This is a genomic window from Emticicia sp. 21SJ11W-3 (assembly GCF_024138715.1).
Lineage (GTDB): Bacteria > Bacteroidota > Bacteroidia > Cytophagales > Spirosomataceae > Emticicia > Emticicia fluvialis.
This window is the reverse complement of sequence record NZ_CP092074.1, coordinates 4,405,357-4,420,336: the sequence shown is the minus strand read 5'-3', so window position 1 is coordinate 4,420,336 and position 14,980 is coordinate 4,405,357. Positions and strand designations below refer to the sequence as shown.

Annotated in this window: 16 protein-coding genes; 9 read left to right on the top strand and 7 right to left on the bottom strand. The window is 42.2% G+C overall.

From position 1 onward, the window contains the following. Nucleotides 1-345: 345 nt before the first annotated feature. Nucleotides 346-987: a family 16 glycoside hydrolase gene (locus tag MB380_RS18735; RefSeq protein WP_253529888.1), complete on the bottom strand. Its 642-nt coding sequence runs from the start codon at nucleotides 985-987 to the stop codon at nucleotides 346-348. Nucleotides 988-1,196: 209 nt separating this feature from the next. Here MB380_RS18735 and MB380_RS18730 point away from each other — a divergent pair, with 209 nt between their 5' ends. Then, nucleotides 1,197-1,502 (top strand): DUF1330 domain-containing protein, encoded by a 306-nt coding sequence (locus MB380_RS18730; RefSeq protein ID WP_253529876.1) that lies wholly within the window; start codon nucleotides 1,197-1,199, stop codon nucleotides 1,500-1,502. 139 nt (nucleotides 1,503-1,641) lie between these two features. On the opposite strand, the gene fusA is transcribed toward MB380_RS18730, so the two are convergent. Together fusA and MB380_RS18720 are read right to left on the bottom strand one after the other, a co-directional pair. Further along, nucleotides 1,642-3,732, bottom strand: coding sequence for an elongation factor G (gene fusA / locus MB380_RS18725; RefSeq protein ID WP_253529874.1), 2,091 nt, complete (start codon nucleotides 3,730-3,732; stop codon nucleotides 1,642-1,644). Between the two features lie 425 nt (nucleotides 3,733-4,157). Then, nucleotides 4,158-5,264 (bottom strand): carboxypeptidase-like regulatory domain-containing protein, encoded by a 1,107-nt coding sequence (locus MB380_RS18720; protein ID WP_253529872.1) that lies wholly within the window; start codon nucleotides 5,262-5,264, stop codon nucleotides 4,158-4,160. 117 nt (nucleotides 5,265-5,381) lie between these two features. On the opposite strand from MB380_RS18720, the gene MB380_RS18715 reads away from it, so the two are divergent. The 7 genes from MB380_RS18715 (at nucleotide 5,382) to MB380_RS18685 (ending at nucleotide 10,435) form a co-directional block, all read left to right on the top strand. Further along, nucleotides 5,382-6,725, top strand: a complete 1,344-nt coding sequence (locus MB380_RS18715; RefSeq protein ID WP_253529857.1) for a flavin monoamine oxidase family protein — start codon at nucleotides 5,382-5,384, stop codon at nucleotides 6,723-6,725. A gap of 325 nt (nucleotides 6,726-7,050) precedes the next feature. After that, complete coding sequence (locus tag MB380_RS18710; RefSeq protein ID WP_253529855.1) at nucleotides 7,051-7,686, top strand: Crp/Fnr family transcriptional regulator; 636 nt, start codon at nucleotides 7,051-7,053, stop codon at nucleotides 7,684-7,686. 226 nt (nucleotides 7,687-7,912) lie between these two features. Next, nucleotides 7,913-9,334 carry a rhodanese-like domain-containing protein gene (locus MB380_RS18705; protein WP_253529853.1) on the top strand — a complete coding sequence of 474 codons (1,422 nt, stop codon included), beginning with the start codon at nucleotides 7,913-7,915 and terminating at the stop codon, nucleotides 9,332-9,334. Nucleotides 9,335-9,424: 90 nt separating this feature from the next. Then, nucleotides 9,425-9,751, top strand: coding sequence for a rhodanese-like domain-containing protein (locus MB380_RS18700; RefSeq protein WP_253529851.1), 327 nt, complete (start codon nucleotides 9,425-9,427; stop codon nucleotides 9,749-9,751). Nucleotides 9,752-9,762: 11 nt separating this feature from the next. Then, nucleotides 9,763-9,969, top strand: a complete 207-nt coding sequence (locus MB380_RS18695) for a hypothetical protein (RefSeq protein WP_253529849.1) — start codon at nucleotides 9,763-9,765, stop codon at nucleotides 9,967-9,969. 6 nt (nucleotides 9,970-9,975) lie between these two features. Further along, complete coding sequence (locus tag MB380_RS18690) at nucleotides 9,976-10,203, top strand: hypothetical protein (RefSeq protein ID WP_253529847.1); 228 nt, start codon at nucleotides 9,976-9,978, stop codon at nucleotides 10,201-10,203. Nucleotides 10,204-10,231: 28 nt separating this feature from the next. Continuing rightward, on the top strand, nucleotides 10,232-10,435 hold the full coding sequence (locus MB380_RS18685) for a DUF2892 domain-containing protein (RefSeq protein WP_253529845.1): 204 nt from the start codon (nucleotides 10,232-10,234) through the stop codon (nucleotides 10,433-10,435). An 87-nt stretch (nucleotides 10,436-10,522) separates the two neighbouring features. Here MB380_RS18685 and MB380_RS18680 read toward each other — a convergent pair whose 3' ends face one another. Beyond that, complete coding sequence (locus MB380_RS18680; RefSeq protein ID WP_253529838.1) at nucleotides 10,523-11,839, bottom strand: serine hydrolase; 1,317 nt, start codon at nucleotides 11,837-11,839, stop codon at nucleotides 10,523-10,525. Between the two features lie 205 nt (nucleotides 11,840-12,044). Between MB380_RS18680 and MB380_RS18675 the strand changes: the two genes are divergently transcribed. Continuing rightward, nucleotides 12,045-12,812, top strand: a complete 768-nt coding sequence (locus MB380_RS18675; protein ID WP_253529835.1) for an alpha/beta hydrolase — start codon at nucleotides 12,045-12,047, stop codon at nucleotides 12,810-12,812. Between the two features lie 33 nt (nucleotides 12,813-12,845). On the opposite strand, the gene MB380_RS18670 is transcribed toward MB380_RS18675, so the two are convergent. The 3 genes from MB380_RS18670 to MB380_RS18660 all read right to left on the bottom strand — a co-directional run bounded on the left by MB380_RS18670 (nucleotide 12,846) and on the right by MB380_RS18660 (nucleotide 14,971). Further along, nucleotides 12,846-13,703 (bottom strand): alpha/beta hydrolase, encoded by an 858-nt coding sequence (locus MB380_RS18670; RefSeq protein ID WP_253529832.1) that lies wholly within the window; start codon nucleotides 13,701-13,703, stop codon nucleotides 12,846-12,848. 32 nt (nucleotides 13,704-13,735) lie between these two features. Next, the gene (locus MB380_RS18665; protein WP_253529817.1) at nucleotides 13,736-14,179 is read right to left on the bottom strand and encodes a hypothetical protein; all 444 of its coding nucleotides are present in this window, start codon (nucleotides 14,177-14,179) and stop codon (nucleotides 13,736-13,738) included. A gap of 132 nt (nucleotides 14,180-14,311) precedes the next feature. Beyond that, nucleotides 14,312-14,971 carry a class I SAM-dependent methyltransferase gene (locus MB380_RS18660; protein ID WP_253529806.1) on the bottom strand — a complete coding sequence of 220 codons (660 nt, stop codon included), beginning with the start codon at nucleotides 14,969-14,971 and terminating at the stop codon, nucleotides 14,312-14,314. Between the last annotated feature and the right edge of the window lie 9 nt (nucleotides 14,972-14,980).

The following is a 14,980-nucleotide window of genomic DNA, read 5'->3' as shown; positions in this document are numbered from 1 at the left end:
GGTTCAGAAAAGCTAATACTGAAACCAAAAATGGATAAGTGTATCATTTAGGATGATGAATACTTGATATTAACCGATGAGTGTCTTAATTGAATTACAGGTGGTTGCTGTGAGGTTTACAAGCGGTTGGCCAGGCTGCTGAATGGTATAAAAACGTATGCCGGATTAGTAATAAAATATCTAAAAATAGTAATACCCGGGGCTAGTAAGAATTTGTGCAGCAGTAGAAGATTGCCCCGGGTATGGTTAGTATTTATAAGCCTGAGGCGTTTTTTGAGGATACAAACCCCGGCAGTAGTATAGACAACCAGCCCTGATTGGTATCCTTGCCAATAGGAATTAGTATTAATGATTAACGGTTGGTGTTACCACCAGATTTGTAAATTTAACGCGTGTTGCCGGCCCGGCCCAGATAGCAATTTTGCCCGGCCTTGCAGGGGCCAGACTCTTCACTTCAAGGCAGGGAACAGGATGATTATTGACATACACCCTGATAAACGGTCGGTCTACAACTACTCTGGCATGAAACCAGTCGTCCGGGTCTGGTACAGGCTTTACTTTGTTTTCGTATTTCCCGGGGAAATCATCTCGCAGTTTAAACCAGGGGGCATCAGGCAGTGAGGCATATTGCACGGCTCTGCTCCGGCGGGCCGTGTCGGCGTTCATGAAATTAAATGGTCTGAAATAAACGTGTTCATAGGTCTGGCTATCCTGCACATTAAAGGCTACACCTACAAAGCTTTGTTGTAAGAGGTTTGCCCCTTTTACGTCAAATTCAATCGTGCCGTTGGTCATTTCAAAATCTTTAAGCACCATCATGCCGTCGTTATCTGTTTTGTCTAGCTGTATAGTATCTTTCCATATCGGTGTGGGCTTGCTGTAAATAAGCCAGAGAGATGGATTTTTAAAGTCTGCTCTCGGTGGATTGCCTTGCGGGTACGCAATTTGAGACATAAGGAAGAAGAAGACAGTCAGTAGCTTTTTCATAAATAGGCTGGTTTTATTAATAATAAAATTTGGAGTTTTGCCAATGGCATGATTGTTTTTTGGCAAATTTGTAGAAAAGAAAAGTTGTTACCTGTTCAAACCGATACCAAATCTGGTTCAAGTCTGGGGCATCATTAAAATTACTTCCGGCAAGACTACCTATTGCGGCAAAACAAAATCAGATAATAGAACCTGAATCAATATTTACTATGATTTACATTACTCAGCTTATTTTTATTAAAGAGGGCAAAGAAGAAGTTTTTCATGAGTTTGAGAATTTTGCCATACCCTTGATGGAGAAATATAACGGCAAGTTATTGTACCGGATACGGCCTGATGCAGCCGCCTATATAGCTGGTGAAGAAGAGAAACCCTACGAAATTCATATTGTTTCTTTTGAGCATGAAAGCGACTTGCTGGGCTTTATGAAAGACGACGGCCGTATGAAATTTTTGCCCTTAAAGGAAGAGTCGGTTAAAACCATTCTGATGATTAAGGGGGCTAAAATGGGGTAAGGAGTAATTAAGAGAAGGCGCAACAAATAATTGTAAAAATACAGGCGAGTGATGTTGAAAAGATTATGACCGTGAGTACCAAACAAAAACACCTGCCTCGAAACCGAAGCAGGTGTTTTTAATATACTTAAAGCTATTATTAAGCTTTTGATTTTGCAATTACGCCATCAGCAATGTTTTGCGGAACGATTTCGTAATGTGAGAACGTCAAGTTAGCTGTAGCACGACCAGACGACATCGTACGAAGGTCTGTTACGTAACCGAACAATTCTGAAAGAGGTACATCAGCTTTGATTACTTGCGAACCAGCTTTAGTATCCATACCTCTCATCACACCACGACGACGGTTCAAGTCACCTGTGATAGGACCTGTGTATTCGTCAGGAGTTACTACCTCTACTGCCATGATTGGTTCAAGCAATTTAGGGCCAGCCTGACGGGCAGCTTCTTTGAAGCCCATACGAGCAGCTAGTTCGAAAGACAATGAGTCAGAGTCAACGTCGTGGAATGAACCGTGGAACAAACGCACTTTCATTGAGTCAACAGGGAAACCTGCTAACGGACCATTTGACATAGCTGATTCGAAACCTTTCTGGATAGCAGGGATAAACTCTTTTGGAATGATACCACCCACAATGTTGTTTACGAACTCAAGACCTGTTTTCTCGTCTGTACGTGGTCCGATTTCGAATACGATATCGGCAAATTTACCACGACCACCCGATTGTTTCTTGTAAACCTCACGGTGTTCGATAGACTTGGTGATGGTTTCTTTGTACGCCACCTGTGGTGCACCCTGGTTTACTTCTACTTTAAACTCACGACGCATACGGTCGATGATGATTTCAAGGTGAAGCTCACCCATACCACGGATGATGGTCTGGCCTGTTTCTTCGTTTGATTCAACCTGTAGAGTTGGGTCTTCTTCAATCAGTTTAGTGATTGCTTTAGAGAAGTTATCCTGATCGGCTGTTTTCTTAGGCTCGATAGCATACCCGATAACCGGATCAGGGAATACCATTGATTCAAGAACGATTGGGTTTTTCTCATCAGAAAGTGTATCACCGGTTTTAATATCTTTGAAACCTACTACCGCACCGATGTCACCGGCACCCAAACGCTCAATTGAGTTTTGTTTGTTGGCGTGCATCTGGAAGATACGAGAGATACGCTCTTTGTTGCCCGAACGGTTGTTCAATACATAAGAACCGGCATCTAAACCACCCGAATAAGCGCGGATGAAACAAAGACGGCCAACGTAAGGGTCAGTAGCGATTTTAAAGGCAAGAGCCGCGAAAGGATCGCTTTCAGTTGGTTTACGGAAAATCTCTGCACCAGTATCAGGGTTAGTTCCTTTAATGGCTTCTTTATCCAATGGTGAAGGCAACAGGGCCATCACGTAGTCAAGCATGGTTTGTACACCCTTGTTTTTGAATGAAGAACCACAAAGCATCGGAACAATCTTCATGGCAATAACTGCCTGGCGAAGCGCTGCAAGAATTTCGTCTTCTGTAATTGAATTCGGGTCTTCGAAGTATTTCTCCATCAAAGTATCATCAAATTCAGCTACAGCTTCCAACAATTTCTCACGGTATTCAGTAGCCTCTTCCATCATGTCGTCAGGAATCGGTACTTCAGTGAAAGTCATCCCTTTGTCATGCTCGTTCCAAACGATACCGCGGAAGTTCACAAGGTCAACCACACCTTTAAAGTTATCTTCAGCGCCGATTGGCAATTGAAGTGGCACTGCGTTGCTGCCCAACATCTCTTTTACTTGCTTACACACGTTAAGGAAGTCGGCACCTGAGCGGTCCATTTTGTTAACGAAACCCAAACGAGCTACGTTATAGTTGTTGGCCAAGCGCCAGTTAGTTTCAGATTGAGGCTCAACACCGTCAACCGCACTAAATAAGAACACCAAGCCGTCTAATACACGTAGTGAACGGTTTACTTCTACAGTAAAGTCAACGTGACCTGGAGTATCAATTATATTGATATGATATTTTTGGTCTCTGTAATTCCAACCAACGGTGGTTGCAGCTGATGTGATGGTAATACCTCTTTCCTGCTCTTGCTCCATCCAGTCCATCGTAGCAGCTCCATCGTGTACCTCACCGATTTTGTGGCTCACGCCGGCATAATAAAGGATACGCTCAGTGGTAGTTGTTTTACCTGCGTCAATGTGGGCAGCAATACCGATGTTTCTTGTAAATTTTAAATCGCGTGCCATTTTTTTAGATTTTTGAAAAAATGTTTTTAAGAGTCTGGTTATCAGACAATATTGTTGAGAAACTTTTATTCCAAGCTAATATTAGAATTGTATTTCGGGGTGCAAAATTATGAATACTTTTTGAGAAAATCAAAAAGGTTTTGTTTTTTATGAATATTTCTTGCTTGTAGGCAGTAGGTTACAACATTAGGCCAGGAAATGCGTACTCAAATTCTGAAATCTCAGGTTCATGGGAAGAAAGGCAAATAGTTTCTGATACCTGACAGTAAATCTTATAAAGTTAACCCTTGCCAACTTCAACTGAAGAGCAATCGGTTGTTCCGGTTTGCATACTGGGGGTTAAAGATACTACCATGTTAACCGTGTCATTTGCTACCATAAGCCTGCCTGCATCTTAGGGCGTGCCAAATAAATTTGGCCCTGGCTTATCTCTCAATAATAATCCGTACTGTCGAAACCTCATGTTCTGCAATACTCCTTTCGTTACGGTAAACTATTCTGACAATATAGGAGCCTCGGGGAACATGTCTTACATCAACCCTAATCATGCCGTCAGATACTTTTGAGAAACTCTCTGTAAATACCCGACCCGAATTATCATATATCTGAACACTCTGTACTTCCTGAAAGCCGTTTTGCTGAAACCATTGTTCATGTACCGACCTCTCATAAGATGTACCTGCAGAATCGGGCGATGCTGACAGTTGCGGTACCAATGTAAGTTCTCCGTTTTGAACGGCGTTGCCCCATACGGTTGCGTTTGAGGCGAACTTAGGGAGAGGCAGTGTTTTTTCAGAACTGCAATAACTTTTGCTGATTGAAATGCCTCCGGTACTCATATTGTGTCGTTCCGGCGCTATGCCTTTTACAGAGACCGCGCCTGAAAGCACAGTCATGGTAGCGTACATTAATACTTCTGATGATTCAATTACAGGTCTTTTTTCACTTGCATAACCGATAAAGCTAAAAATGAGTGTATCGCTTTCACTAGCTGAAATCTGGTATCTACCATTAAGGTCAGATATTACACCCCGTTTAGTTCCTTTTACTGTAATAGAAACGTGAGACAAAGAATCACCTGTATCTGCATCTACTACTCTTCCGGATATCAAGCGGTTTTGAGCAATGCCATCTTCAATGCAAAAGAAAGTCATTATGGCCGCAGCTACATTTCTGATAAGCTTGGTATGCTTCATGTGTGGCAGCTTAATGAAACCGGAACTCTGCTGATTACTTAATATCATAAGCGGAATTTCGATAGAATCGTACCTGCCTCCTTCGCTCCATTCAGGAAACCAATCTTCAATTCTATAATTCTTTTTCAACTGGTCATCTCTAAAACGCCCGCAGACGTTATCTGCTGATGCTTGTCGGTCTCTGAAAAAAGCCACCACCTGGCTTTCAGACATCTGGCTGAAATCAATTACATTTTTAGCGCATGAAGCACAAAAACCACCTGTGGAGGTGGGCAAAAATGATTCCCATCGCTCGTGGCATGGATTATCTACATTGAGTTGGAAAGATGGCATCATACTTTCAGTTTTTTAAGTTTTGTAGTGTAGATGCAGGCAAAGTAGTTTTTTCATAAAAGATGTTGGTTTTTTACAAAAAAATATTCAAATTAGGATTCCCTAATCTTTAACCTTCTTATGCAAACCTACGATGCCATTGTTGTCGGTGCCGGATATGCCGGGCTAACCGCTACCCGCGAACTGCTCAGAGCCGGAAAAAAAGTAATTTTACTGGAAGCCCGCGACCGCGTAGGCGGCAGGGTGCATACCCAATATTTTGAAGACGGCAGCTACGTAGACCTGGGCGCTGCATGGGTAGGGCCCACTCAAGACAAAATCTATGCCCTGGCAAAGGAGTTTGGCGTGCAGACTTTTCCGACTTTTGACGAAGGGAAAAGCACCCTTTACTTTAACAATAAACTGAAATATTATAAAGGGATAATTCCGCCCTTGCCCATAGGCGCGCTTCTAAGTCTGGATATGGCCATTAAGCGTATGAATAAGCTGTCTAAAACAGTAGACCTGCAAAACCCCTGGAATACGCCCAATGCTGCCTATTATGACTCGCTGACTCTGGCTGCCTGGATGGACAAACAGATGTCGTTTAAAACGGCAAAAGTTATGTTTAAGCTGGCGGCAGAGGCCATCTGGGCAGCAGACCCCAACGAAATATCAATGCTGCACGCGCTGTTTTATACCAGGTCAGGTGGGGACTTGGATATGCTGATGAATGTAAAGAACGGGGCGCAGGAAGAACGACTGGTAGGAGGGGCCGCGCAACCGGCATTACGGCTTGCAGATACTTTTAAGGAACACATCCGTTTAAACAGCATCGTCAGAAGCATCAGCCAGGATGGCACACTGGTAACCGTAAAAGGCGACGGGTTTGAGCTGACGGCTTCAAAAGTTATAGTGGCATTGCCACCCATGCTTGCGGGAAGGATACAGTACGCCCCGCTTATGCCTGCTAACAGAGAGCAGCTTACCCAGCGTATGCCAATGGGCAATGTCTGGAAAACCTATGCCATATATGACAAACCCTTCTGGCGCGAAGATGGACTGAACGGTTTGGCGGCTACTAATGATGGTTACGTGACAGTAACTTTCGATAACTCGCCCAAAGATGCCAGTAAAGGAATTATGATGGGTTTTGTGCTGGGGAATCAGGCCAAAGCTTTTGCAAGGCTCACACCCGAAGAAAGAAAAGCATCTGTGCTGAATACCTTTGCCCGGTTTTACGGGCAGAAGGCCCGGCAACCTGTTCAGTACCTTGATCATAGCTGGGCAGAAGAAGAGTTTACCCGCGGCTGTTATGCCGGATTAATGCCTACCGGTGCCTGGACCTCCGTCGGCAAAGCTTTAAGAGAACCCGTAGGCCATATTCATTGGGCTGGTACTGAAACGGCTGATGTCTGGAATGGGTACATTGACGGCGCCATCCGTTCAGGCGAGCGGGTTGCACGTGAAATTCTGGCTTTTTAAAGTGCTTTTTTTAAATAATATGCCCTGAATAAATTTATTTCTTAAACGTTTTTATGGAAATTGTCAGAGGCACCTACAATGGTTGTCTGAAAATATAAATTTATGGCTACCATATCTATCACAGGCTCACTTGTTTCGTCAGATTACTCAATACCTTCAAGGTAAAATTTAGTTCGTTTTTCTCTCCTGAAGTGTGTGTCATGAATATATCCATTTTTAAAAAGTAAATTTCCGTTTTCAGCATGCCACTAAAACAATGTAACATTTGTTACATAAGCATTTAAGGCATATACCTATTTTTGATGTTTAAACAAAAGCTTTTATTATGAAGCCCGGCATCTCATTGCTTCAGGAAAATTTTACAGGCATATTTGAATACGAATTGTTGCAGGAATTAGCACTGGTTGGAAATTACGTTGTACTGGAAGAAGGGCATGTTCTGATGCAGCCCGGCGGTTATATCAGGTTTGTACCTATTATATTAAAGGGGTCGGTAAAAATACTCAGGCCAGATAAAGAAGGGCGCGAGGCCTTGCTATACTACTTGGGTGGTATGGACTCATGCGCCATGTCTCTTACCTGTTGTCTGGGGCACCGGCAAAGCGAAATACTTGCCGTAACTGATGAAGAAACCACCCTTATCAGCATTCCGGTTGAGAAGGTTGAAGAATGGATGACCCGGTATAACTCCTGGAGGCAATTTGTTTTTATGACTTATCAGCGACGCTTTGAAGATTTGCTCAACACCATTGACCAGATAGCTTTTCATAAGCTGGACGACCGCCTGCTGATGCTGCTGAAACGGAAAGCCAAAGCCTGTAATTGTAAGGTTTTTGTGATAACCCATGAAGAGCTGGCCAATGAACTGGCCACGTCAAGAGAGGTGGTGTCCAGACTGCTGAAACAATTAGAAAAACTCGGAAAAGTAAAGCTGTCCAGAAACAGGATTGAATTACTCTGACATACCGTTTAAAGAATAAGTTTTCTGAACGGAAATTGCCTCTGGTGGTTTCCGTTCTTTTTGTTTTGTGCCGTTATGATATCCGTCATTAATTGTAGTGTTTAAGCTTCATAATTTTAGGTGCTTTAAGATAAGGTACAACAAGTGTGAGAAATGTTACTGACAAGCAATTGGCAGGCAAATACATTTGTAGCAGCTTAAAATTTTAAACTTAAACACAATAACAATGAAAATAGAACAGATGTACACCGGTTGCCTGGCAGAGGCAGCCTATTACATAGAGTCGGCGGGTGAGGCCGCAGTGATTGACCCTCTTCGAGACAGTAATACGTACCTGAACAAAGCCTTGAAAGACAATGCCCAGATAAAATATGTTTTTGAAACTCACTTTCATGCCGATTTCGTATCGGGACATCTTGAACTGGCCAATAAAACCGGAGCCACCATTGTATTCGGGCCTACGGCAAAGCCGGGCTATGAAGCACATGTAGCCCACGACGGCGAAGTATTTACATTAGGTAACGTAAAGATAAAACTGCTGCACACGCCAGGGCATACAATGGAGTCGTCATGCTATTTGCTGATTGATGAAAGTGGCAAAGAGACGGCGCTTTTTTCAGGCGATACCTTATTTATAAATGATGTTGGCCGGCCAGACCTTGCGCAGCACGTGATAGCAGAGCTGACACAGGAAAAACTGGCCTCGCATCTGTATCATTCGCTTCGAAACAAAATAATGCCATTAAGCGACGACCTCATCGTTTATCCAAACCATGGTGCGGGTAGTGCCTGCGGTAAAAACATGAGCAAAGACACTTTTGATACACTGGGGCATCAGAAAAAGGTAAACTACGCGCTGAACCCGTCGCTTACTGAAGAGCAGTTTATTAAAGATTTATTGACAGGCCTTGTACCGCCTCCGGCCTATTTTCCGTTTAATGTGTTAATGAACCTGAAAGGCTACGAAAGCCTCGACAATGTGTTGAGCCGTGGCATGCGGGCATTAAATGTGCGCGAGTTTGAGGCCGCCGCACAAGAAACTGATGCCCTGATACTGGATGTAAGAGGTGCGGCAGAATTTGCCGCGGCATTTATTCCGGGGTCGGTAAATATTGGTCTTAACGGGCAGTTTGCATCCTGGGTAGGTACGCTAATCAAAGATTTAAAACAGCCGGTTTTACTGGTTGCAGAAGAAGGCAAAGAAGAAGAAACCATTACCAGATTGGCTCGTGTAGGATATGATAATTGCATTGGATACCTAAAGGACGGTGTTAAGGAATGGATAAATGCAGGCCATGAGACCGATAGTGTACAGCAGGTAGACGCTGAAAAGTTTGCCGATTTAATGAATACAACAACAGCCTTGCCCGTAATAGATGTAAGAAAGAAAAGTGAGTATGACTCAGAACATATTTTGGGTGCCGAAAATATGCCGCTTGATTTTCTGAATGATTACATGGCTCAGGTAAATCCTGGCACTACTTATTATGTACATTGCGCCGGAGGATACAGGTCTATGATAGCCATTTCTATTCTTAAAGCACGTGGATTTCATAACCTGATTGACGTGGCCGGCGGTTTTGCAGCAATTAAGCAAACCGGCAGGGTAGCTGTAACAGACTATGTTTGTCCAACAACCCTGCTCTGAAATAAATTATCTCTGTGTGATAAAAATCACTGCAAGGGTATCATTTTTTGCTGACATTTGGTTTATAATTAATTTATAAACGGCAAAAAAATGTTCGATTTCTTTAAAACCAAAAAGCAGTATCAGGATGTGTCAGGGCAAGCCTTCAAGCAACTGCTGAACGAAAATAAAGAGGCTGTGTTGCTGGATGTGCGCACACCCATGGAATACAGACAGGGGGCCATTAAAGGGGCCATTAATGCAGATATTATGAGCGGCGATTTTCAAAAGCGGCTGGATGGGCTGGACCCTCAGAAAATTTACCTGCTTTATTGCAGAAGTGGCGCCAGAAGTGCGCAGGCCTGTCAATTAATGGCAGGTAAGGGCTTTAAAAATGTTTACAACCTTTCAGGTGGTATAGGAAGCTATCCGCGATAAACAAAGGCAATATGAAAACTTTATTGAAAGACTGGAACGCCGTTCGCGTCATAAGGCTGGTAGCTGGTATGGGTATTATTATCATGGCCTTTATTGAAAACCAGTTGCTTCTCAGTGTTATCGGGCTGCTGTTGGTGGTGCAGGCAGTAATGAATTTTGGTTGCGGCCCCGGTGGCTGCAATATCCCTGATAACCGCCGGTATAGACGCAGAACATAAAATTGTATGAAAAACAAAAGATTCATTGTCTGGGTATTTACAGCCATCGGTGCCCTGGGCGGTTATTTGTACTGGAAAGAAATAGGCTGCCTGACAGGTACCTGCCCGCTTAAATCGCAGTGGCAGACCATGATTCCAATCGGGGGTTATTTCGGGTTCTTTTTCGGCGATTTACTGAAAGACTTTTTGAATAAACAACCGCAAAAACCCGGCGGCGATAATCAGTTTCAGTAGTACAATATCATCTTTAAACTCTTTTACCATGAAGAACATTGGCAGCACCGACCGTATCGTCAGATTCCTGGTTGCACTTCTGGCCCTGATACTCTATTTTACAAAAGTACTAACGGGGGTTTGGGGCATAGTTGCATTAGTAGCAGGAGGTATTTTCCTGATTACTGCTTTTATAAACTATTGTCCGCTTTATTCAATATTCGGTATAAATACCTGCCGTAAAAAGGCATAATTTTGAAGTCCGCTAACAGAATCCCGTGGTATTGTGCCACTGGATTCTGTTATTGCTAATGAAAGCGTTCCTGTTGTCATTAAATTTCTATTGACGTTTCAGGTAGTAAATATTATCTGTTTCTTTAATCAGGAGTGTGTTTTTTTTAGGTTCAAATTCAAAGAAATAACCCAAACCTTGCTGCATGAAGTAGTGTTTTCCAATGGGTTGCACCTCAAATGCTTTACCTCTGGTTTCTATAAGCAATTCTGATTGGTTTTTGCCTACATTCACTACTATTGCCCTGTTGTCTGAAGTGTACATACCTGTGTACTGGTCTAAATCATGCGAACCCAACGGAGTAGGATTAGTAAACGGAATAGCATAAGGCTTATTAAAGCAGATTTGCTGAATACTCGTAAGAATATCTGCTCTGGGATAAAGAATACCATTGGTGCAATAGGCCAATGCCATTTTTTCTTCAGGAAAATACCTGACTGCCGCGTAAAACTCTTCTATCCGCCCATTGTGTCCAAAGGCAGTTTTGTCTTCAAAACTGAAAGGAAACATCCCCATTCCATAGCCGTCTTTCATGGTTTGCATTTCATTAAGGCTTGCACAGCCAATTAATTTGCCCTCGTAAAGCGCTTCAATAAATTTGACCAGGTCTGTTGGGGTTGATACGATTGAGCCTGCTCCGCTGTGTATACTCAAATCTGTTTCTTTTATTTGATGCCAGTTTCCTTCATTATATTTATATGAATAGCTTTCATTTTTGGAGATATCAGTTAAATCCCCGAAGTATGTGTCATTCAAGCCTGTTTTTGAGGTGATGCGTTGCTTGAGAGCTTCTGAATAAGGCTTTTGGTCTATTTGCTCAATTATATAGCTGAGCAATAAATAATTGGTGTTAGAATAAGAGGCTTTTGTACCGGGCGCAAAGTCAGGTTTTAGTTTTCTGATGATTGCCAGCATCTGGGCGTGCGATTGAGCGCTGCTCATCCATGTAGAGTAGTCGGTATCTTCTGTATAACTGTGCAATCCGCTTCTGTGATTGAGCAAGTGGCTTATCGTAATATTCTCAGCATCAGGAATATCACCATAAAAATGGCTTAGTTTATCAGTTAATGAGAGCTTTTTTTCTTCAATCAGTTGGAACACCATTACAGCAGTAAACATTTTTGATACCGAACCGACTCTATATCTGGTACCCGTATTTGCAGCAATATGGTTGTTAATATCAGCATAACCAATTGCTTTTTTGTATTGTACTTTGCCATTTATACTGATAGCCAGGCTACCCATTGCCAATTTCTTCTCGGCAAGTGTATTGAAGAGGCTATCCAGCTTATTGGTATTTAAAGGCTGGCAAATGGCCTGCAAAACAAATAGGCATAGCATTAACGACGAACTAAGAAATTTCATAACAATAGGGTGAAACTTTTATGATTAAAATATCTGGCAAAACTATATCATGTAATAGTTCTTGTGCCGTAAAATTATTTGAACGGTCATGGAAGCCCATTTAATATTGAAAGGAGAATGACAAGGTTTCTGCCTAGCAATTTTCTTTGAAGCACTCTATAAGACTCTTTGGATACTTCGTAAATTGCACGAAAAAACGTGCTTAATGAAAAACAACCATCACAAAAGATTTGCGGCATTTATCCTGGCTTTCTTTTTTTCTGCATTTTCTTCTGTTTTACTGGCTCAAAAGAATTTTGAGGTAAAGCTTGACACCGTCAGATGGTTTGATACTGCCCGTAAAAGGGTAATTCCTATAGCATTTTTTACACCTGCTGTTAAGGTTAAACATCAGAAATTGGTTATTTTCAGCCATGGTTATGGCGAAAACAAAGGAGGCGCTAATCTGGCGTATAATTACCTGACTCATCATCTGGCATCAGAGGGTTACCTGGTAGCTAGTGTACAGCATGAACTGCCTACCGACAGCCTTTTGCCACTAACCGGTAAACCACAAGTGGTAAGGCGTTCTAATTGGGGGAGGGGTGCAGCTAACCTACTTTTTGTTTTGAGTGAACTTAAAAAAAGGAGTCCGCATCTTGACTTTAAGCACGTGATTTTAGTGGGGCATTCTAACGGTGGAGACATGACAGCTTTGTTTGCGCATAAGTACCCACATTTAATTAGCAAGATTGTTACTCTGGATAACCGCAGAATGGAACTACCCCGTACAAAAGAGCCCAGGGTTTATTCATTACGGTCAAGCGACCAACCCGCAGATGAGGGTGTTTTGCCAACAGCAGAAGAACAAAAGAAATACAAAATAACGGTTATTAAACTGCCGGCTACTATTCATAATGATATGGACGAGGATGCAACCGAGCCACAGAGCAAAGAAATCATAAGCTATTTAATGACCTTCCTTGCCGACTAGAATAAGTTAACAGGTTAATCAACGATTTAAAATTCAGTTTTTATCAGTAACCGGATTCAACAAGCGTAAAGCGTTAAAAACGGCCTGGTGCGTAATAGTGGCGTGGTCTTCCTGTGGCAGATAATCAAAATATACTTGCAGATTTTTGTTTGTCGCTTTTTTCAGTTTTTCAACCAGCAGGTTGGCATCTACTTCCATTACCCTTGGGGTTTCAGACGGCGCCAGCCCCTCTTTACCAACGCCGATATATACCTTTAGCGGCTGGTTAAAGTTAGGTTTCAGAATGTCTGAGTCCAGTTCAAGCAATGAGCCGTTGTCCCACCATATACTTGGGCTGATAATGATATACTGATTAAACAGGGCAGGTTTCTTAAGAAGAATTTCTGTTGCCAGCAAACCACCCAGCGATTGCCCGATAATGGTTTTTGACCCACCGGCATTATATTTTTTTGTAATATAAGGTTGCAGTTCTTTTTCTATGAAACCTATAAACCGGGCTGACTTCCCGGCGGTTTTAAAACTATCTTTTTCTTTCTGAATCGTAGTTGGGTATGTAAAATCTCTTCTCCTGTCTACATTGGCTATACCTACTATAATTGATTTTGGTACGCGGTTAATCCATGAAAAGTTATTGAACTGATAAAGGCCTGTTACATGAATAAAATCTTCATCATAAGAGCCATCAAGCAGATAAACAACAGGGTAGTGGGTGGTGTCTGTTTTTGAATAACCTTCTGGCAGATAAATATTCAGAATCCTTTTCTCTCCCAGTTGTACTGAGTTGATTTCATCAATGTACCCTAATACAAAAGGTTTAAACGTGCTGGTTTCTGACTGAGCCAACAAACCAACAGGCAGGCATATTAAAAGCAGGGTTTTTAGAATTCTCATAGACGTTATTAAATAGTAAAGCATCAGACAGGTTACATTTTAGACAGCACCACGTATATTATATTGTCTATGACCTTTATCTGCGGTATGGGGTTTGGTTTTGCATCTGGTAACTCAATGGGTTTGCCATTAATTGTAAAGCCACTCTCGGCCAGAGAGTAGAATAGCTGCTCGCCAAACAGAAAGGTCTCCACATCCCGGGCACCACGAGTAAAGCCCATTGCCAGTTTGTATGGTTTTTTAAGCTTATTGGCCACAATAGCTGCTTTTATTTCTTTTGTTAGTCTGGCCTTCAGGGCATTGTCAACTACTCGCTTATCGTTTTCAATTTTAAGGGTAAAAGTGGTGTCTTGAAGTATATGCCGTTGGAGTGTAGCCACACTGGTTGCATTTGCCTTTACATTTATTAAGTTGTTTACAGACGGATGCTCACCGGCGTGAATGAGTAGCAACGATATTAATAAGTTAAGAATCATATTTTTTTGCTTAAACCTTCAAATCTACATCAAAGGTAAATAATTGTTTTTGGAAGGCTATCGGTCAGATAATTTTTCGGCTTTCAGCCATCCCAAGTTGCAAATCGTATGGATGGTTATCTGACAGGTATATCAATTGTTTTTTTGTGCACAGACAACCATTGAAGAAGACTTAATCACTTCTCCTGCCATTTCCTGATCTGGTTCGTTTTCTTCCAGTATATAGATTACCGAAAGACCGTTTGCCAGTAGCAAAGCCGTTAGTTCATCAGCACTATACATAGTAAAGCCGAATCTGGTAAACGGATATTGTTCCATTACAGACCTTGGCCTCAGCGCTATCAGCAATTGCGCAGTTGGTTTCATTACACGCTTTACTTCATTCAATACACTTGTTGGGTTATCCCAGAAATAGATGGTGTTTACGGTAAAAACCTTATCAAAGCTTTCAGCATCAAAAGGTAAATCGTTGGCGCTGGCTAATTTGAATGTCGCCTGCCCTTGGTTTATCAAAGTTTCATTGAGTTGTATAGCCCTTGTAACCATGGCTTCAGAGAAGTCGCAACCGGTGTAGACAATCGTGTGGTTATTTTTGAGTATTTCATTTACAAAAAAGCCGTTCCCCATGCCTATTTCAAGAACGGCATCGCCGGGAGCCGCATTAAGGTTTTTAATGACAAAGCGGTTCATCAGGGCATTACTCTGGTTCATTCTGTCGCCCATTTCATTGCCCATTTCGCCATGTGGCTGGCGCAGTTGGGCTGCTATTTCTTTCAATAGTTCTTCGTTCATATCTGTTGT

Excerpts from the sequence above, each read along its gene's own strand:
- MB380_RS18735 (WP_253529888.1), bottom strand. The coding sequence starts at position 987 with ATGAAAAAGCTACTGACTGTCTTCTTCTTCCTTATGTCTCAAATTGCG.
- MB380_RS18730 (WP_253529876.1), top strand. The coding sequence starts at position 1,197 with ATGATTTACATTACTCAGCTTATTTTTATTAAAGAGGGCAAAGAAGAA.
- fusA (WP_253529874.1), bottom strand. The coding sequence starts at position 3,732 with ATGGCACGCGATTTAAAATTTACAAGAAACATCGGTATTGCTGCCCAC.
- MB380_RS18720 (WP_253529872.1), bottom strand. The coding sequence starts at position 5,264 with ATGATGCCATCTTTCCAACTCAATGTAGATAATCCATGCCACGAGCGA.
- MB380_RS18715 (WP_253529857.1), top strand. The coding sequence starts at position 5,382 with ATGCAAACCTACGATGCCATTGTTGTCGGTGCCGGATATGCCGGGCTA.
- MB380_RS18710 (WP_253529855.1), top strand. The coding sequence starts at position 7,051 with ATGAAGCCCGGCATCTCATTGCTTCAGGAAAATTTTACAGGCATATTT.
- MB380_RS18705 (WP_253529853.1), top strand. The coding sequence starts at position 7,913 with ATGAAAATAGAACAGATGTACACCGGTTGCCTGGCAGAGGCAGCCTAT.
- MB380_RS18700 (WP_253529851.1), top strand. The coding sequence starts at position 9,425 with ATGTTCGATTTCTTTAAAACCAAAAAGCAGTATCAGGATGTGTCAGGG.
- MB380_RS18695 (WP_253529849.1), top strand. The coding sequence starts at position 9,763 with ATGAAAACTTTATTGAAAGACTGGAACGCCGTTCGCGTCATAAGGCTG.
- MB380_RS18690 (WP_253529847.1), top strand. The coding sequence starts at position 9,976 with ATGAAAAACAAAAGATTCATTGTCTGGGTATTTACAGCCATCGGTGCC.
- MB380_RS18685 (WP_253529845.1), top strand. The coding sequence starts at position 10,232 with ATGAAGAACATTGGCAGCACCGACCGTATCGTCAGATTCCTGGTTGCA.
- MB380_RS18680 (WP_253529838.1), bottom strand. The coding sequence starts at position 11,839 with ATGAAATTTCTTAGTTCGTCGTTAATGCTATGCCTATTTGTTTTGCAG.
- MB380_RS18675 (WP_253529835.1), top strand. The coding sequence starts at position 12,045 with ATGAAAAACAACCATCACAAAAGATTTGCGGCATTTATCCTGGCTTTC.
- MB380_RS18670 (WP_253529832.1), bottom strand. The coding sequence starts at position 13,703 with ATGAGAATTCTAAAAACCCTGCTTTTAATATGCCTGCCTGTTGGTTTG.
- MB380_RS18665 (WP_253529817.1), bottom strand. The coding sequence starts at position 14,179 with ATGATTCTTAACTTATTAATATCGTTGCTACTCATTCACGCCGGTGAG.
- MB380_RS18660 (WP_253529806.1), bottom strand. The coding sequence starts at position 14,971 with ATGAACGAAGAACTATTGAAAGAAATAGCAGCCCAACTGCGCCAGCCA.